At 63.2% G+C, this 19,344-nt stretch carries 11 protein-coding genes and 1 pseudogene; 4 read left to right on the plus strand and 8 right to left on the minus strand.

The window, feature by feature from the left end; all coding sequences use genetic code 11:
• Window positions 1-135 precede the first annotated feature (135 nt).
• From P0D87_RS27475 to P0D87_RS27490, 4 genes are all read right to left on the minus strand, one after another.
• Window positions 136-2,544 carry an efflux RND transporter permease subunit gene (locus P0D87_RS27475; protein ID WP_053860621.1) on the minus strand — a complete coding sequence of 803 codons (2,409 nt, stop codon included), beginning with the start codon at window positions 2,542-2,544 and terminating at the stop codon, window positions 136-138.
• Between the two features lie 32 nt (window positions 2,545-2,576).
• Window positions 2,577-3,686, minus strand: a complete 1,110-nt coding sequence (locus tag P0D87_RS27480) for a WD40/YVTN/BNR-like repeat-containing protein (RefSeq protein ID WP_171799888.1) — start codon at window positions 3,684-3,686, stop codon at window positions 2,577-2,579.
• Window positions 3,687-3,831: 145 nt separating this feature from the next.
• Window positions 3,832-5,205, minus strand: coding sequence for a DUF1329 domain-containing protein (locus P0D87_RS27485; protein ID WP_053860619.1), 1,374 nt, complete (start codon window positions 5,203-5,205; stop codon window positions 3,832-3,834).
• A 29-nt stretch (window positions 5,206-5,234) separates the two neighbouring features.
• Window positions 5,235-7,007, minus strand: coding sequence for a DUF1302 domain-containing protein (locus P0D87_RS27490; RefSeq protein WP_408637084.1), 1,773 nt, complete (start codon window positions 7,005-7,007; stop codon window positions 5,235-5,237).
• Window positions 7,008-7,453: 446 nt separating this feature from the next.
• On the opposite strand from P0D87_RS27490, the gene P0D87_RS27495 reads away from it, so the two are divergent.
• A complete protein-coding gene (locus P0D87_RS27495; protein WP_053860617.1) occupies window positions 7,454-9,025 on the plus strand; it encodes an AMP-binding protein in 1,572 nt (523 codons plus the stop codon).
• A 319-nt stretch (window positions 9,026-9,344) separates the two neighbouring features.
• Here P0D87_RS27495 and P0D87_RS27500 read toward each other — a convergent pair whose 3' ends face one another.
• Window positions 9,345-10,241: an SDR family oxidoreductase gene (locus P0D87_RS27500; protein WP_053860616.1), complete on the minus strand. Its 897-nt coding sequence runs from the start codon at window positions 10,239-10,241 to the stop codon at window positions 9,345-9,347.
• 453 nt (window positions 10,242-10,694) lie between these two features.
• On the opposite strand from P0D87_RS27500, the gene P0D87_RS27505 reads away from it, so the two are divergent.
• Entirely contained in the window at window positions 10,695-11,837 is a 1,143-nt protein-coding gene (locus tag P0D87_RS27505; RefSeq protein ID WP_053860615.1) for an acyl-CoA dehydrogenase family protein, read from the plus strand.
• A 156-nt stretch (window positions 11,838-11,993) separates the two neighbouring features.
• Here P0D87_RS27505 and P0D87_RS27510 read toward each other — a convergent pair whose 3' ends face one another.
• The 3 genes from P0D87_RS27510 to P0D87_RS27520 form a co-directional block, all read right to left on the minus strand.
• Window positions 11,994-12,761, minus strand: coding sequence for an enoyl-CoA hydratase/isomerase family protein (locus P0D87_RS27510; RefSeq protein WP_408637085.1), 768 nt, complete (start codon window positions 12,759-12,761; stop codon window positions 11,994-11,996).
• Window positions 12,762-12,915: 154 nt separating this feature from the next.
• Window positions 12,916-14,157: a thiolase family protein gene (locus tag P0D87_RS27515; protein ID WP_053860613.1), complete on the minus strand. Its 1,242-nt coding sequence runs from the start codon at window positions 14,155-14,157 to the stop codon at window positions 12,916-12,918.
• Between the two features lie 113 nt (window positions 14,158-14,270).
• Window positions 14,271-15,041: an enoyl-CoA hydratase/isomerase family protein gene (locus P0D87_RS27520; protein ID WP_053860612.1), complete on the minus strand. Its 771-nt coding sequence runs from the start codon at window positions 15,039-15,041 to the stop codon at window positions 14,271-14,273.
• Window positions 15,042-15,271: 230 nt separating this feature from the next.
• Between P0D87_RS27520 and P0D87_RS27525 the strand changes: the two genes are divergently transcribed.
• Both P0D87_RS27525 and P0D87_RS27530 read left to right on the plus strand, forming a co-directional pair.
• Window positions 15,272-18,043 (plus strand): winged helix-turn-helix domain-containing protein, encoded by a 2,772-nt coding sequence (locus tag P0D87_RS27525; RefSeq protein ID WP_053860611.1) that lies wholly within the window; start codon window positions 15,272-15,274, stop codon window positions 18,041-18,043.
• A 160-nt stretch (window positions 18,044-18,203) separates the two neighbouring features.
• Window positions 18,204-19,301 (plus strand): annotated as a pseudogene (locus tag P0D87_RS27530) (CaiB/BaiF CoA transferase family protein); the annotation flags it as partial.
• Window positions 19,302-19,344 lie beyond the last annotated feature (43 nt).

Below are 19,344 nucleotides of genomic sequence, written 5' to 3' on the forward strand. Positions count from 1 at the left end.
CAATGTCGCCGCTAAGCACAGCAACCGTTAGTCATTAGCCGTTAGTCGGCCGTCGCATGACAGGACAGCTCCTGCGACGTTGCGGCTGCCGAGCGCCGCAACCCTTGATCGCTAGCCCTTAGCCACAGCCACCTGTTACTCAGCCATCGCATGCGCACAACTACTACGCCCCGCCGGCGCCCGCTGCAGCAGAAGATGCGACAGCGCCGGAATCAGCACAAGCGCCCCCACCATGTTCCATACGAACATGAAAGTCAGCAGCACGCCCATGTCGGCCTGGAATTTGATCGGCGACCATGCCCATGTGACGACTGCCGCCGCCAGCGTCACGCCGATCAGCGCGATCACCTTGCCCGTGAAACCCAATGCCTCACGATATGCCGCTTCGAGCGTCGCGCCCTGTCGTTGAAGCGCCAGCTGGATGCTCACCAGATACAGCGCATAGTCGACACCGATACCCACGCCGAGCGCCGTTACCGGCAACGTCGCGACCTTTACGCCGATGCCGAGCGCAACCATCAGCGCCTCGCACAAGATCGACGTCAGCACGAGCGGCACCACGGCCACCACCACCGCGCGCCAGTTCCTGAAGGTCACGAAACATAGCGCGACCACAGCGCCATACACGAGTAACAGCATCATCCGGTTCGCCTTCTCGACGGCGATGTTGGTGGCCGCCTCGATGCCCGCGCTGCCGGCAGCCGGCAGGAACTGCAGCGTGGCCGTGTCGTGTTGCGCGGCAAAACCTTCGACCGCCCTCACCACCTGCTCGAGCGTCTTCGCCTTGTGATCGGCCAGATACGCAATCACAGGCGCCACCGAGCGTGCACCATTGACGAGTTCCGGATTGGCGACGTAGGCGTTATTTACGGCGTCCGTCGAGACGAACGGATCGCGGCTGATCGTCATCCAGCGCGGATCGCCTTCAAAACCCGCGGCCGTATTGCGGCGACTGATACCGCTGATGGATTGCGTGGTCTGCACGCCGTCCACGTCGCGCAACATCTGTTCGAGATTGTCCATCTCCATCAGCGTCTGATAATCGTTGATGCCGCCTGGCCGCGTCTTGACGATCACGGCAAACTGGTCCGTCGACAGTCCATAGTGGTGTGTGATGTAAGCGTTGTCGCGGTTGTATCGCGAATTTGCACGCAGTTCCGGCGCGCCGGGGTCGAGGTCGCCGATCTTCAGATGCTGCGCGACGACCAGGCCGCCCACCAGCAGCGCCGCTGCACAGCCGATGGCGATACACGCCGGTCCGCGCCGCGTGAACGGCACGAGCAGCGTTGCCAACAGATGCCGGTTGCCCGCGCTCAGGCTGCGCGCCGCTGCCGCGGCACTGACGCCCGTGTACGAAAGCATCACGGGCAGGAAGACGAGATTCGTGAAGATCAGCACCGCGACACCGGCGCTCGCGGCTATTGCGAGACCGCGTATCACCGGAATGTCGATCAGCATCAGCACTGCGAATCCGACGGCGTCGGCGAGCAGCGCTGTCAGCCCGGCGAGAAACAGGCGCCGGAACGTGTAGCGCGCGGCGACATAGCGATCGGTGCCGCGTCCGACGTCCTGCATGATGCCGTTCATTTTTTGCGCGCCGTGCGACACGCCGATCGCGAAGATCAGGAACGGCACGAGGATCGAGTACGGATCGAGGTCGACGCCGAGCATATGCACGATGCCCAGTTGCCAGACCACTGCCGTGAGCGAACAGCCCACCACCAGCGCGGTGCTGCGCACGCAGCGCGTGTACGCATAGATTGCCGCGGTGGCGAGCGCGGCGGCCGCGGCGAAATAAAGCGCGACTTGCAGCAGCCCCTGTATGAGATCGCCCACGAGCTGCGCGAAGCCGATAACGTGAATCTCAATGCCATCGCGCGCATAGTCGTGCCGAATCTGTTCGAGCGCGTCATGCAACGCGCGGGCATCGAGCGGTTTGCCGCTGTCCGCGTAATGATCGAGCAGCGGCAAGAAGACCGTGCTCGAGCGCAGATCGTCGCCGATGAGCGAGCCGACGATGCCCGCACGCGCCACGTTCTGGCGCAGCTTCGCGATGCCTTGGGGCGAGCCGTCGTAGTCGTCGGGCATCACCGGGCCGCCCTGAAAGCCCGTTTCCGTCACTTCCGCCCAGCGCACCACGGGCATCCAGAGCGACTTCACGAAGGCGCGGTCGACGCCGGGCAACAGATACGCGCGGTCGTTAATCTCACGCAGCGACTTGAGGTACACGGGGTCGTAGATCGTGCCGTTGCGATTCTCGACGACCACGCGCACAGAGTTGCCGAGCGAGCGCAGCGAGTCGATGTTCGCGAGATAGTTGCGGATGAACGGACTCGACTGCGGCATCATCCGTTCGTAGCTTGCGCTGACGTTCGAACGCGTTGCCTGGAAGCCGAGCAGCACGGTCAACAGGACGCACACCGCCACAATCCAGAGCCGGTTGTTGAAAATCAGGCATTCGAGCCGCGAACCGGATTTCGCCTCGAATTCCGCCCGGGAGCGCATGACCGGCGTGGCGTCGCCACGTGGGGATTGAAGACTCATAGCGATACTCTTTTGACTGGTTCCACGGGTCGTCACTGCGCCGGGACGAGGCTTGGCCCGTTCAGCGACGTGAACACGAGCGTGCCGGCGGTGAGTGGGACCACGTCCGTCAGTGCCGAGGCTCCGCGCGTTTTCAGAGGGCTGAACGTGTCGACGGTCTCGTCGTAGCGCACCGCCTCGCCGCTGGAAGTGACGAACACGACAGTGCGGCGCCCTTCTATCGGCGCGGCGCTCGTGACCGCGCCATGCAGCGGACTTTTGATCGCTGCCCAGCTCATGCCGGAATCGATGCTGCGGTAGATCGTGCCGCGCATGCCGTAGGCGAAGACCGCGCGCTCGTCTCCCGCGATACCGAAGAAGCTGCCCGCGTAGCCTGTCTTGATCGCGGCGAACTTGCCGGTCGCTTTGTCGAGGCGGAGCACCGTGCCCTTCTCGCCCGCAATGAAAACATGGCCCCCGATGCCGCGAATCGCGTTCAGATGCAGAAACTGCGGATTGTCGATGCGTTCTAGCATCGACACCCAGGTCTTGCCGCCGTCGTCAGTGGCGATGGCCGAACCGAACGGCCCGACCGCCATGCCATGCTGCGAGTCGTTGAACCATACGCTGAGAAGAGGCAGCGACGGCCCCTGCTTGTAGTTCAGCGCGACCTGGTCGAGATAAGGCTGCAACGTGGCGTCGCCGCGCGCGATTCTCGTTTGATACGACGCCTGCAGCGAGGCGGCGGCCATGCGCCCGTCGAACTGACGCGCCCATGTGTTGCCGGCGTCCGCGGTGTGCAGCACTACGCCGTCGTGGCCGACCGCCCAGCCTTCCTGCGCGGTGGGAAAGTTCAGCGCAAGCAGATCGCTGCGAACCGGAACGACGACCTGCCGCCAGTTCTTCCCTTCGTCATCCGAAACGATGATCAAACCGCGCATGCCGACCGCAACCACACGCGAGCCGGCTCGTGAAACCGCAATAACGGGCCGCCCGGCTACGTTTGGGTGCATCAGCGCGGGGGCGTCGAGCGGATCGACGAACGAAGCCTTGCCTGCGGCGGCCACGGCGGGTGCGTCCTGCGCCGCACGCGCGCCCGATGCGCAAGCAACGACGACCGCGATCAGCAGCGACGCAGCGCGCGCAGTTCTCCCAGGTTTCATTTGAAGCATCGTATTCCTTGCACTTGCGCTTGCACTTGCACTTGCACTTGCGGTTCCAAGCAGCGATTCCCAAGTCCGCGCCAGCGTTGGGCCGGCGCGGCGTCGGGAACGCGGGCTTCGCTCGTCATCAGCGACGCTTCGCGTGTTAGCGCAATCCGGTTCCCGCCATGCCTGCCGGCGTGAAGAGATTCGGCTTGTCAAGCTTGTCGGACACGCGCACCAGCGGCTGACCGTTTTCGGCCGTCACGCCCGTGATGAAGTAATTGCCCTTTTCCAGATCGTAAAAATTGTTCTGGAAGGTATAGATGCCGCCGCCGTCGTAGAACGGGAACGTATGCGTAAGACCGACGCGCCACAGCTTGCCGTCATGCCCATAACCATCCGCTTCCACGAAGGCCCAGCTATCCTCATCCACATAGAGCACTCGTTTGGCGTACGCGTGGCGAGCTCCAGATTTCAAGGTCGCTTCCACGACCCACACGCGATGACGCTCCCAGCGCATTGCATCAGGCTTGACGTTCTTCTGGCCCAGTACGTCGTCGGCGGAAAGCTGCGCGAGGCGATAGTTGTTGTATGGAACGATCAGCTCCTTCTTACCGACCAGCTTGAAGTCGAAGCGGTCCATACGGCCGCGGAACATACCCGCCTCGTCCCAGAACTCGACGCCGCCGTAGCTCGCCGCCGGCGTGTCGTACTTGTAGTCGGGCGCCATACGCACGCGGCGCTGTGCGGGAAAATACGCCCAGCTTTCCTGATCGCGTTCGGAATAGTTCATCGAGTAGTTAACCAGCGCGGTCTGACCCGCGAGCGTCGGCGGCGTCTGAATTTGAGCCCACAGGCGATCGTACGGATAACCCTCTTTGCTGTCGGCGTTCTTCTGGTCGTAATACGGGCGATACTCGATGAAGTTCAGCACGGGAAGCTGCGTGCGGCCACCCGATGTATCGATAAGCCAGCCGCCAAAATTCGTCACCGAGAACTGCGTGCGCTGGTAGCTCAGCAGCGCATTCCACATCACCTCATAGCCGTTCTTCGGAATCGGGAACGGCACGCCGCCGAACGCGCCTTCAACGCCGTCGCCCTCAACTTTCCCGACGAGCTTCGCATTGGTCGCGTTCTTCGCCGTGTTGTCGAGAACCCATTGCGGATACGACACGGAGCGATGGGTCGGATACACATCCACGCGATACTCGGGAAAGCGCTTGAGCAGCGCCTGAACGCCCGGCGTCAGATGGTCCGCGTACTGCGCCATGTTCGTCGCGGTGATGCTCGCGGTCGGCTTCTCGCTCTTGAACGGGTCCGGCCATTTGCCGCTTTTCGGCGAATAACCCGCGGGCGCCGTAGTCAGACCGCCGGTGTACTCGGGGATGGCGCCGTCCGCGCTGGCCGCCTTCTGCGCGCCGAACGCGGTGAGCGTGGTGCCGAGCTGCTTCGCCTCGTCGGCCGACACAGCCGCCCATGCGCCGGCGGCGTGCAAGGTCACGAGGCCGGCCGCTGCCACATGAAGCAGAGTTTTCATAGGTCTTTCTCCTGTTTGCAATGAATCCCTCAGAACGACGACTGGAAGGTCAGCGAGACCCACGGACGGTCGTTGAGGTCGATCAGACCGTTGCCGGTGCTGTTGTACGACAAACCACTCGGCGTGACGGCGGTGCCGTTCACGTGTGCGTGATAGCCGATGTAGGACAATGTCAGCGTCGCGCGCTGACGGATCAGCGCCTGAACGCCGATCGAATAAGTGAAGAAGCCCTGTGCGCCGGCGGACGGCCCCGGATTGATAGGCGTCGTGCCGTACAGGCCACCGGAGAGTGACGTCGGCATGCTCAGGTCGACGCCGGGAAACACTTGCAGCCACTGCGGCGAGAACACGACGCCCGCGCCCACGTAGTCCTTCGTGGAACAGCCGTTCCATTTGTTGTTGCTCGGGCATCCCGCATAGCCGACGCCATTGAAGAGCGACGCGTTCTGCGTGACTGACAGCAGACGCGTATAGCCGAGTTCCGCCGTGAGCGTGCCGGTCTGCCAGAGCGGCGTGCGCGACAACGGTATGATCGCGTTGGTCACGATATTGAGGATGTCGCCCTTCGCACCGGCTGTCTGGTTCGCGATGTTCGGGCTGAGCGCGGTATTGAGCGCGGTGTTGTGACGGTACGAAGCCTCGAAGCCCACGGCCGCATCCCCGACCGTCGTGTCGTAGCTGAAACCGAACAATTGCACGCCGCGGTTATAGGCGAGGTGGTAGTCGGTCGGCAGCGACGTGCGAAGCGCGGGGATGGTCCGCCAGTTCGCGAGCACCCAAGGTTGCGTTTCGTCAAGCCGCCGGAAATAGAAGCCCACGTTGCCGCTCAGGAACTGCGGCGTCCAGCCGACCTTGATGCCGAAGTTGTTATCGACCTGCGGCGGCTTGATCGACGGACCTTGCGGAATCACATAGCCGAATGGCCCGCCTGGCGGCAAGCCGAGAATCGGGCGCACGGCGCCTGGCAACGTGGTGATGAAAAGACCCGACGGCCCTTGCGCGACGGCGTCGTTCGCCTCGATGTAGGTGCCTCCGGTCGGCAGCCGGTTGTGGGTCCAGCCGAGTTGATACTGGCCCGACAGCGAAATTTCCGGCGTGAGCTGCGCCGTCATGCTGATTTGCGGACGCGGCAACAGAAGCTCTTTCGTCTGCGTGCCCGGCGAGTTGTAGGCCTTGATGCCGTCCGTCGCGCCTTGGGCGTATGAGATGCCCTGCGTGGGAGACAGCAGCGAATTGCCCCAATACTCGGTGAACTGGCCGCCCTTCAGGTAGACCCCACGGCCGGCAATCTGCGTGTTGTAAAAAGCGAAGCCGTCGAGCAGTTGCGCGCCTTGCACGTAGTAGCGGTTCGTGTATGAACCGTAGGTGCCGTTCGGATACGCGCGTAACGACTGGTATGAGACGCCGGGCGCGTACATGCCCGGGTTCGTTACGTTGCCGCTGCCATACGCAAAGTCCTTCCATGCCGAAGCGGAAAGACGGATACCCACGTAGCCCTGATACGCGGCCGTCAACTCTGAAAGCACGGAGAGACGATTCGTGACGATGTCCCCGGCGTGACGGAACTTGTAGTCGCCGTCGTCGTAATTCGGGTTGTTGCCGATCATGGGATCGATGCTCCGGGCGCGCATGCCGAGGTTATAACTGATCGTGTTGTCCCAGTTCACTTCCCAGTCCGATGAACCGGTATCGAACCTGAACGCGTAGGCGTGCAGCGGAACTGTGGCCGCGATCACGCTGGCCAGCACGGTGAGGCGCGGCAGGGTCGTTGCCCCGCGGTCTTTCTTGTTTCTGCCGAACATCTGCTTGTCTCCTCTTGTTTTAACCGCGAGCGACTCCATCCGCTCGCGCCCTCCCCCGGTAACGCTCGCGCAATTGGTGCCGCGACGCCTCCGCCCCATAGCTCTCCAGCAGCCGGTGAACCGTGCAGCCGTTACCCGATGCGGATTGCCATGACAGAGGGTGCCAGCCGCCAGCGTCTCTATCCCCTGTAAAAAGGAGGGGGGCCGGGTTTACATGGGATGGGTGCGAAAGCCATTCGGAAATTTCGGCGATCAAAGGAAGCGAAAACGCCGGGCGCTCGCGGCGCGGCGGCGAACTTGTTGCGCGCGGCCGTGTGTGCGCGAAATCGACCCCGCGAAAAGAAAGGGGCGGCGCGAATCGCAAGTGCCTAAAATCGACGCAGTGCTCGACCGCATAGGCTCGGCGCACACGCGCCGGGCCGACGACAAGAATCAGGAGACACGAGATGAAAATGAACTTTGCACGGACGTTCGGCTATACCGCCATGCGGTATCCGGACAACGAAGCGCTGGTGAATATCGAGCGGCAGAGACGATATACGTTTAAAGAGTTGCATCTGTTGACCAACAAGATCGTCAACATGATGCGCGAGCGCCTGAATCTGCGCCGTGGCGACGCATACATGTGCCTGCTCGACAACGACAACATGTCGCTGCTGCACGCGTGGACGGCACTCAAAGGGGAAGCCGGCGCGGTCTACACGAACTTTCGCGATTCGCTCGAAGAGCATTGCTGGCAAGTGGACTTCATCAAGCCGAAAGTCGTGTTCATCGAAAATTCGCTTCTGGCGAGCTACTTCGACATCCTGACGGAACGCGGCATCACGGTAGTCTGCATGGATCGCCCCGAGTCCCCGCGCGAAGGGTTGCGCTGCTTCTGGGAACTCGTCGAAGACAGCAGCGACGCCAATCCGGCAGTGGAAAGCGACACGTTGAACGATATTCTGATCTATCGCTTCACGGGCGGCACCACGGGCAAAAGCAAGTGCGCGCAATACACGATCGACAACTGGATGGCCATGCGCGACGCGTCCTATTTCGAGAACGAGCAAACGTTCCGCGACACGACGCGCAATTTGCACATGGCGCCCATCAGCCACGCTTCGGGTTTCAGCGTGCTGCCCACTTACTTTCGTGGCGGCTGCAATGTCACACAGAACGTCCCCGACCTGCGGCAATGGTGCGTCAACGTGCAGACCGAGCGGATCACGAACGCGCTTCTCGTGCCCACGCTGATTTACCGGCTGCTCGAAGTGAAGGAGACCACCGCTTACGACCTGTCGTCGCTCAGCACCATCTACTACGGCGGCGCGCCGATGAGTCCCGCCAAGCTCGAGCTCGCGCAGAAACGTTTCGGCAACATCTTCCAGCAGATTTACGGCGCGACCGAATGCCTGCAGATTGTCGGCATACTGTCGAAAGCCGACCACCTGACGGCCATCGAGACGGGGCGTCTGGCGTCGGCGGGCCGCGTCGGCACGGGCATCGAACTGAAGATCGTCGACGACGCCGGCAACGAAGTCCCGCCCGGGCAGACCGGCGAAATCTGCGTGCGCTGCCGCGGCACCATCTGCGGATACTTCAATAATCCGCAAGGCACGGCGGCCGAGTTCGTCGACGGATTCTGGAAGTCGGGCGACCTCGGCTATCTCGACGACGCGGGTTATCTGTTCATTGTCGATCGCAAGAAGGACGTGATCATCAGCGGCGGTTTCAACGTCTACGCGATCGAAGTCGAAGCCGCGCTGAATTCGCATCCGGCTGTCAGCATGTCGACGGCGATCGGCATTCCGCACGCCGAATGGGGCGAAACCGTGCATGCGGAAGTCGTGCTCAAGCAGGATATGCAGGTGAGTGCCGAGGAGCTGATCGAGCATGTTAAGCGCTCTGTGGGCCGGTTCAAGGCGCCGAAGAGCATCAGCTTCGTCGACGCCCTGCCGCTCAGCGCAGTCGGCAAGGTGTTGCGTCGCCATGTGCGGGAGAAGTACTGGACGGGGCAGTCGCGGCGCGTGGGTTGAGCGCTCGCGGCTTGAGGGGTCCCGGGGCTGCTTTGGCATGTGCAGCGCCGGGTTTTCAGGGACCGCGGTAAGTTGGCGGCGTTGGAAGATCCGTGAGCAGCGCTTCACGAAGCGATACGAAGCCCAAGGTGCGACCCGCAATTTGTGGTCTCGGTCCGCGAATCGTCTTATTCCGCGCGCTCTCGCGTGGGACGCTCGGGTGCCCCTCTCGCGGCACCGCCCCGCCGTCATCAGTCGCCGCGCCCTCAATGGACGCGGCGCTCACATCCGATCCAGGCCAAACCTGGATCAACCGACGCGAATCTATTCCCGCTTCGAATCAAGCCGCAGGCGCGAGAAACACCTGGACCTGCTCCAGCACCTCTGCATAAGCGCGCGCTGTCTTCCAGTCGGAGATTTGCGGGAAGCGTGCCGCTACGCCTTCCGGCGTGAGTTCGTCGTCGGTCAGATGCACCGGGGCTGTCTCCATGATGGTCGCGGTCGAGAACGTGCCGCCCCCTGCGCCCAGGATCACCTTCGAAGGCGCCTGTTCACTGCACAGATAAAGCACGCCCGGCGTCACGCGCTCCGGCTTAATGCGTTGCAGCGCCTCCGCGGACATCACGTCTTCCGTCATACGCGTTGCCGCGACGGGCGCAATCGTATTGACCTTGATGTTGTTCTTACGGCCTTCGACGCTCAGCACGTTCATCAGCCCGATCAGCGCCATCTTCGCAGCGCCATAGTTCGCCTGGCCAAAGTTGCCGTACATGCCTGCCGCCGACGTAGTCATGAGGATGCGGCCGTATTCCTGTGCACGCATGATGTCCCACACCGCTTTCGAGCAGTTGATCGAGCCGTTCAGATGGACGTCGAGCACCAGCTTGAAGTCTTCCGGCTGCAGCTTCGCAAAGCTCCTGTCACGCAGGATGCCCGCGTTGTTGACCAGAATGTCGATGCGGCCGAACTCGGCCATGGTCTGCTCGATCATGCCCTGGACCTGCGCCGGGTCAGCGACGTTTGCGCCGTTCGCGATCGCCATGCCGCCGGCGTTGCGGATTTCATCGACTACCGCCTGCGCCGCTGCGGTTGAGCTACCCGTGCCATCGCGGCTGCCGCCGAAATCGTTGATCACGACCTTCGCGCCGCGCGCCGCGAATGCCAGCGCATGTACGCGGCCAAGGCCCGCGCCCGCGCCGGTGATCAGCGCGACCTTTCCGTCAAAGCGGATACTCATGGACGTCTCTCCAAGTCTTGAAATAGTGAATGGGTGTTTTGTGGCGCGGTACTTGAATTCCGCTGGATTTCATTCGCCGAAAGCGCCCGCGCCATGCGTTGCATGTAACAGGTCAAGCATAAGAGACGCAGCATCGCGCGGCCCCCGTCCAGATTGGGGGGCCGCTCACACGCAGCCGGCCTCCCCCCACGAGGAGAGGGGCGCTTGGGGTCTGCCGGGTTCATAGTGGGCGTGAGCCGCGAGGCGCAAGCGGGGCGTCGCGCGGGGCCGCGTTCGCTGAGGTGCTGAGCGTTCAACCACTAGCGCTGCCCCTGCTGCACCACGCATGCGCCTCACGCTGCACACGCTGAGGCGACGCATCCTGCTTGCGGCCCGCCTCGCGCAACCACGCGGCGTGCCTTGAAGCGTTCGACGCGCGGTCCACCGCACACGTCCCACCATGAGAGAGAGAAAATGACCGACGTATCAGCAGCCTTTCTGAGCGAGCAGGAAGTGATGATCCGCGATTCCGCGCGCACCGTCGCGGCGGAAATCGTCGCTCCGACAGCCGCCGAGCGTGACCGTACGCACGCGTGGCCCGCCGACGAACTGGGTGCGCTCGCGAAGCTGGGCTTCCTCGGCATGCTCGCGCCCGAATCGCACGGTGGCTCGGGCGCCACTTTTGTCGAGTACTGTCTGGCCGTCGAGGAACTGGCGGCGGCCGACTCGGGCTTCGCGACAATCGTCCACGTGCACAACACGATCACAGGACTGATCGCGGAACAGGGCACGGAAGAACAGAAGCGGCGCTTCTTACCGCGTATGGTAACGGGCGAGAGGATTGGCGCAGGTCTTTTTTCAGAACCGCAAGCAGGCTCCGACACTGCGGCATTCCGCACGTCCGCCCGGCGCGACGGCGACCACTACGTGCTCAACGGCACCAAGCAGTTCATTTCGAACGGCAACAAGGCGGGCGTGGGCGTGGCGCTCGCCATCACCGATCAGGGCTCGGGCAAGCAAGGCGCGAGCATGTTCATCATCGATACGTCCGAGCCCGGTTATCATGTCGCGCGCGTCGAGAACAAGCTCGGTCAGCGCTCCGCGCATCTCGCGCAGATCCAGTTGATCGACTGCCGCGTGCCCGCCGCCAACATCATCGGCGAGGAAGGCAGTGCCTATAAGAAGATGCTGCGCGGTATGTCCGAGGGGCGCATTGCCATCGCGGCAATCGCGGCCGGAACCGCGCGCGCGGCTCTCGACGCCGCAGTTCGCTATGCCAAGGAACGTGAAGCCTATGGCGCGCCCATCATCGAATTGCAAGGCGTCGCCTTCGACCTCGCGGACATGGCCACCCAGGTCGAGATCGCCCATCAATTCGTGATTCACGCGGCGCGGCTCTGCGCGGCGGGCCTGCCCTGCGCGAAGGAAGCGTCGATGGCGAAACTGTTTGCAACCGAGATGGCCGAAAAAGTCTGCTCGGACGCGTTGCAGATTCACGGCGGCTATGGCTATCTGAACGACTTCCCTGTCGAGCGCTTTTATCGCGACGTGCGCGTCACGAAGATCTACGAAGGCACGAGCCACATCCAGAAACTCATCATCTCGCGCAATCTTTGAGTACTGGGCGAGCGGGCCACTATTCAGTGCGGAATAAAGGAGGCCCCGGCATGTCAACCGGGGCACCTTTTTAGAAGAAGCCGCACTTCAAAGCCAGCACCTCAACGAGACAACTCAACATCAGCAGATACACGAACCACGCCAGTCGCCTGCCCGCTACTTAGCCGCGAACCTGGCGCAAGCCTCGCGAAAGAACGACGAACGAACAAGCTCACGCTGCGCCTCGCGCTCGGCTGCCAGCGACTGCTTCATCGACATCTGACCTGCGCCGTCGATGAGCCGCCGGCATTCCACCACCGCGTCTTTCGGCAGCGCCGCGAGCTTTTGCGCGATCGCCAGCGCGTGAGGCAAGAGTTCCGCGTCGTCCACGCAACGCCACACGAGCCCCCACTGCTCTGCCAGCTCGCCGCTGACGCGATCTCCGAGCAACGCCATGCCAAGGGCGCGCGGACGTCCGAGCGCGCGCGCGATCACCCAGTTAATGCCGAGATCGGGCACCACGCCAAGCTGCGCAACCTGAGCGACCAGAAAATAGGCTGAACGCGCGCAAAGCACAATATCCGCAGCCAGCGCATACCCCATTGCGCCGCCCGCGCACGGTCCGTTCACGGCGCTGACAATCGGCACCGGCGATTCGGCGATAAAGCGCGCGATCGGATTACCGACGTCCTCCATCAGCATGCCAATGGCGCTGGAAAGCACTTCTTCGCCTTCCTGCGCCAGCGCGTTAAACGTATTGACGTCACCGCCCGCAGAGAACACGCGCCCCGCTCCTGTCAGGACGATGGCCCGCGCGCCATCCGCGACGGCTCGCGCCAACGCTGCCCCAAGTTGCTCGAGCATGGCGCGGTCCATCACGTTCCACGGCGTTGTCCCCTTCATCGTGAGGATTGCGACGCTCTGTTCCCAACTGACTTCGACCATTGAACAACTCCCTCGACGAGTTTTCCGGCTAGCAAACGATGATGAAACCTGCGCAACGCCCCGGCGTGCAGCAAACGACAACAAGACGCCGCGGCAACAACCGGCGTCCTTTGTCACGCGTGCATTAAAGCAGCGCTTCGCGCCGCGTCTTGCGTCACGCCTTACCGAGAATGGCGATATGCTCGAGCGCCTCTTCCACGCGCCAGAGCCCGCCGCCGTTGCCCTGGATCGCAAAGCGGGCACCTTCGACCTGACGCGGTCCGCAATTGCCTCGCAGTTGCTCGACGAGTTCGAAAATCTGCCCGAGACCGGTCGCGCCGATAGGATGTCCCTTCGACTCCAGACCGCCCGACGGATTGACCACGATCGAGCCACCGAGCGACGTCTCGCCGCGCTCCGCGAGAACGCCGCTCATGCCTGGCTCACGCAGGCCCAGACCTTCGAAAGTAATTAGCTCGCCAATCGCGGTCGCGTCGTGCAACTCGGCGACGTTGATTTCAGACGGGCTGATGCCCGCCTGCTCGAATGCATCTTTCGCGGCCAACGGCGTGCACGCCTTTGCGTAATCATCCGCCGCACGCGCCGAACCGGAGCGGAGCACGCTCGCCATCACCTTGATCGCGCGCTTGCGATTGAAGCCATACTTTTTGAGCGCGCTTTCGGTACAGAGAATCGCGGCGGCCGCGCCGTCGGAAATCGGCGAGCACATCGGCAAAGTCATCGGATAGGTGATAGGAGGCGCGGCCAGCACCTCGTCGATGGTCATCGGCTTGCGATATTGCGAACGCTCGTTGTGGACCGAATGGTTGTGATTCTTCGACGCGACCGCCGCGATCTGGCGCTGCGTGATGCCGAAGCGCGACATGAACGCGCGTCCGAGCGCCGCGTAGACATCCATGAAAGGGCTATATGGCTTGTCGGACTGTGAGCCGGGCGGCGGTACGATGTCTTTACCCATGCCCGCGAGGCAGCTCTTGTTCTCTTCCAATGTTTCGATGTCCCAGGCCGATTCAAAGCAGGAGAACATCTTCGCCTTATCGTCCGAGTACATTTTTTCCGCGCCCACGGCCAGTACCACGTCTGCCGCGCCCGCGCGCAACTGCATGGTCGCCAGATTGAACGCCGCACTCGACGATGCGCATGCGCCTTCGACGTTGTAAATCGGAATACCGCCGAGCCCGGTCGGCAACAGCGCCACCTGGCCGCGGATCATGTGCTGGCCGTCGAAATGGCCTTGCGCTGTATTGCCGAAGAACGCGGCCTTGATCCACTTGCGGTCGCAGTCGGCGTCTTTCAGCGCGTCCTCGACTGCCCATGCGGTGAGCTGCTTGACGCTCTTGTCCATATGACGGCCAAACGGCGTCATGCTCACGCCGACGATATAAATGTCTTCCATGTCTTCCTCCAGTCGCAAAGATGCGGTTCATCGCGCAAGCGTGCCCGCGCTGTACTGATACGTATGTGGCCGACGCATATGGCCGACGCATGTGGCCGCTCCGAAAGCGACGATCAGTAGCCCTTGAATTCCGGCTTGCGCTTTTCGACGAACGCGCGCAGCCCTTCCTGAATGTCGTAAGAACGCTGGTGATTGCGCAGTTCCAGCATTTCGTGACGCAGCGCGTCCGCGACCGGCTTGTCAGCGGATTCGTCGGCGACACGCTTCATTTTCGTGAGCACGAGCGGACTTTTCGCCGCCAGCTTTTCGCCGATTGCCTGCACGCGATCGAGCAGTTCGTTATCTGCGACAACCTCGGCGACGAGGCCGTATTGCTTCATGTCCTGCGCGGAAACGGAGTCGCCCGTGAACAGCAGATACTTCGCAATGTTCACGGGGATCTTGCGCGGCAACACGGCCGCGCCGCCGCCGCCGGGGAACACGCCGAAATTCGAGTGAGCATCGCCGAAACGCGCGCTCTGCGCGGCGATCACGAAGTCGCACGCCATGACGGCTTCAAGACCGCCCGCGAGCGCAAGGCCATTCACCGCCGCAATAACCGGACGCGGAAAGGCGCGCAGTGTATCGAACAGATCGACGATCTTGTCGAGAAAGTCTTTTTCGCCCGGCTGCACTGGCGCAGATGCCGTTTTCAGGTCTGCGCCGGCACTGAACGCGCGGCCCGTTCCGGTAACGGCGACGACCCGCACTTGTGGATCGTTCCGCCATTCAACCAGCTTCGCTGTGATGCCTTCCACCATCTCGCGCGACAGCGCGTTCATCGCGTCGGGACGCGCAAGGGTGATCCAGGCGACTGGACCTTTCAGTTCAAAGGTGACGCTCATCTATTTGCTCCTCGATCGGTGCGAGTGCGCTGAAAAAACCGGTTTTCACATGTGTATTCACGCGGCGCAAACGCGCCGCTTGTGCCTGACAAACGATAGAGTGCAAGCCGTAAGGATTCCCCTGCATTTGCGGGGGGGATGGCTCGAAATTAGAGGAGCTGACCAGGGACAAGACGAGGTTTGCGAGCGCGGCATACGTGCTAGCATCCCCTCACCGACGAACCAAACTCATGACGTATCAGACATCGCCATTCGACGAAACCGGTGTGCCGGCGAAATTCACGCCGCCGCGCATCAGCCCGCGCCACATCGTCCGCAAAAAACAGCTCGAGCGCCTGCGAGATGCGCAGCACTGCGCGCTCACGCTCATTACCGGCAGCGCGGGCTTCGGCAAAACGATTCTGCTCGCACAATGGCGCCAGCAACTGATGAAGGCTGGCGCCGAAGTCGCATGGCTTGCGCTCACGCCGGACAGCCGGCGCAGAGATGTGTTCTGCCGCGACCTGATCGGAGCGCTCGGGCGTCTTGGCGTCGAGTCTAAGGAAGCGCTCGCCGTGAGCAATGACGAGCGAGCGTTGCACATGGAGCCGCTCGAGTCGCTTCAACGCCTCGAACCCGTCGAGCCCGTGGCAGCGGCAATCATCGCCGGCGTGCGGCGCGTTGCCAGGGACCTCTATCTTTTTATCGACGACTACCACCACGTCGACGATCCCTGGACCCACGAGCTGATGCAGAAGCTCGTGACCCACAGCCCAGCGAATCTGCACATTGCGATTGCGTCGCGCACCACGCCGCCGCTCGGCCTGAGCCGCCTTCGCGTGTACGGTCAGCTCGCCGAGACGGGCTTCGAGGATCTGCCCTTCAGTCTTGACGAAGCGCAGGCGTTCTTCGAGCAGAACCTCGCCACGATGAAGCTGACCGCCAACGAGGTGCAACTGATCCAGGACGTTACGCGCGGCTGGCCCGCGAGCCTGCAACTCGTCGCGATCATGCTTCGCAACCGGCCGGCCGCGCGTAACCAGTTGACGGTGCTTCTGCGCCGTTCAGGCGATCTGCGCGACTACCTGGCCGAAGACGTGATCGCGCCGGCTCCGCCCGCGATGATCGCGTTCCTGGAAACGCTCGCGCCGCTGCGGCGTTTTAACGCCGCGCTGGCCGCGCAGGTTACGGAGAACGCACAGTCCGACGATCTGCTGCGACGCGCCGAAGAAGAATTCCTGCTGATCCAGCGCGTCGACATCGACGACCGCACGCCGTGGTATCGCTTTCATCCGCTGCTCGGCGAGTTTCTCGCCAACCGGCTCGCGCAACGCGGCGACGGCATCGTGCAGGCGCTGCACCGGCGTGCGAGCGCATGGTTCGCGAGCCGCCAGATGCTGGGCGATGCCGTGCGGCATGCGAATCTCGGCGGCGATCTCGATCTTGCGGTGCGGACCATCGAGCGGTCCATGCCGCCTGACTGGCGCTTTAGCGCTGTCAGCGCAATGGTCCAGCTACTCGATCATCTGCCGCAGGATGCGCTCGTCGCCCGTCCGCAGCTTTCGTTTCTCGCCTGCCTGAGCTGCGCATTGAGCGCACGCCCCGCTGCGGCGCAACGCTGGCTCGATCAGTTAAGGCGCAGCGAGGCGACGCAGCATCCGGGCATGCAAACGCAACTGGCGCTCGCCGAAGCCGCTATCGCGACGCAGCGCGACCAGAGCGAACGCGTCATCGAACTGCTTGCAAGCGAGCCCGCTTCGTGGCCCGCGAACCGCACGCTTCGCTATATTCACGTCGCCGCGCTCGTCACGGCCTATGCGCATACCGGCCGCGTGCCCGAAGCGCTGCGGCTGCACGACGAGCACGCCGTTCCCAGTGCCGACCAGGGCAGCGAAATTGCACTGATGTTCGAAGCCACGCGGCCCGCAGTGCATCTCGTGCACGGCAACGTTCGCAAGGTCGCGAGGCTCGCGGCGCCGCTGCTCCAGCAGGCCGAGGCAGCGTATGGACGGCACTCGGTGGCCGCCGGTTTGTGCGCCGCCATGCTAGGCGCCGCGTATTACGAACTCGACCATATCGTCGACGCACGCGACGCGCTTGCGAACCGCACCGGCCTGTTAGGCGCATCGTGGCCCGCCGTGATGATCGACGCCTCGTTATGTCATGCGCGGCTCGATGACCTGGAACAGGGACGCGAGGCCGCCATCGCGTTCCTGCAGAAGCAGGCTGAGCATTTCCACGACATGAATCTGCCCCGCCCGTCCGCCGTGATGCTCGCGGAGCAGACGCGGATGCTGCTCGCCGACGGCGATCACGTGCGAGCACAAAACGTGGTCGCCAGATTAAAGGCGCTCGCCGCTACGCCCCGAGCGGCCGCCGACACCACAGCCGAAATTCGCGCAATTACCATGCTCACCTGCGCGCGGCTCGCGCTCGTCGACTGCAACGCGAAGGAAGCGCTCGCCGCGCTCGACGAGGTCCGAACCTTTGCGCGCGCCGCAGCCCGCGAAATAACGCTCGTGCAAGTGAACCTGCTCGCCGCGGCAGCATGGGTCTTGCTGGAACAACTCGACGCCGCACATCGGAGCCTGGTCGAGGCGCTCAACATGGGCGCCGAGCTGGGACTCGTGCGCACCTTCATCGACGACGGCGAGCCAGTGGCCGCGCGCCTTGTCGCGCTGTGCGGCGACGCATCGCTGACTCCGCTCGCAGCGTCGTTGCTCGACACGGTGCTGACCAGACTCGAGCTGCCGAACGCCCGAGCCAACCCGACCGACCAACCCGCAGGGCCCGCCCGCTCCGCCGATCACTCGTTGCACAATGAAAGCGTGAACCTCACGCCGCGCGAACGGGAGATTCTGCTGTTGATCTCGCAAGCCATGTCCAACAAGCGCATCGCGCTCACCTTGAACATCTCGGTCGGCACGACCAAATGGAACGTGCGCAATATCCTCAACAAGCTCGGCGTGTCGACCCGTTACGACGCAATGGTGTGGGCGCGCGAACACGGCTACATCGAATGAAGCCTACCTGAGCTGCAGCGCGCTTGCCCCTGTCCTGGATAGGGGGTCTTGCGCGTCGCATTCCGCCGTTCCACGTTAAAGACCCCTGTCTCTGTGAGGGGGTGCGCCCGCGCGTTGCACTCTCTATGATTGGCTGCATTCATTCGGCGCGAGGCAGACCATGATGCAGCAGAGACAAGGCCCGCTGAGCGGGGTGCGCGTGCTTGAAATTGCGGCCATCGGGCCCGCACCGTTTTGCGGAATGCTGCTGGCCGATCTGGGCGCGGACGTGGTGGTGATCGACCGACTGGACAGCGGCGACGGCCAGATCGATCTCGCGCAATACGATATTCCGAAGCGCGGCAAGCGCTCGGTGGTGGCCGATCTGAAAACGCCGCAAGGCGTGGCAGCGGTGCTCGATCTCGTCGAGCATGCCGATGCGCTTATCGAAGGCATGCGCCCCGGCGTGATGGAACGGCTCGGCCTGGGCCCCGAGGTCTGTCTGCAGCGTAATCCGCGGCTCGTCTACGGGCGCATGACGGGCTGGGGGCAAACCGGCCCACTCGCTCATGCCGCGGGGCACGATCTGAACTACATCGCGCTATCCGGCGCGCTCTGGTATTCGGGGCAACCGGGTGAGACGCCGATGACACCGCCGAGTCTCGTCGGCGACATCGGCGGTGGCGCGCTCTATCTGGCCGTCGGACTGCTCGCGGGCATCATGCATGCGCGCGGCAACGGCGCGGGGCAAGTGGTGGATGCCGCTATCGTCGACGGCAGCGCACACATGATGTCGTTGCTTCTGGCGCTTCAGGCGGCGGGCCAGTTCACCACCGCACGCGGACAAAGCCTGCTCGACGGCCCGCACTGGTACAACACGTATCGCTGTGCCGACGGTGGCATGATTTCCGTGGGCTCGATGGAACCGAAGTTCTATCGGCTGTTGCGCGAGAAGCTCGGCCAGGCCGACGACCCCGCCTTTAACGACGCCCACGACAGGCGCGCGTGGCCCGTGTTGCGCCAGCGCTTCGCGCAGATTTTTGCGAGCCGCACGCGCGACGAATGGTGCGCGTTGCTCGAAGGCACCGACGCATGCTTCGCGCCCGTCCTGAGCCCGGAAGAAGCGTCCGCGCACCCGCACATGCAGGCGCGCGAAGTCTACACACGCGAAAGCGGCGTCTTGCAGCCCAACCCCGCGCCGCGCTTTTCGCTAACACCGGCGCGCGGCCCAAGGGCCATTCCCCGTCGCGGCGAACACACGCAGACGGTCCTGAGCGACTGGGCGGCGGGCTCACAAGCGGGCTTGCAGCCGCGCTCGTCAT

The sequence above is a fragment of the Paraburkholderia sp. RL17-368-BIF-A genome (assembly GCF_046054045.1).
Taxonomy (GTDB): domain Bacteria; phylum Pseudomonadota; class Gammaproteobacteria; order Burkholderiales; family Burkholderiaceae; genus Paraburkholderia; species Paraburkholderia graminis.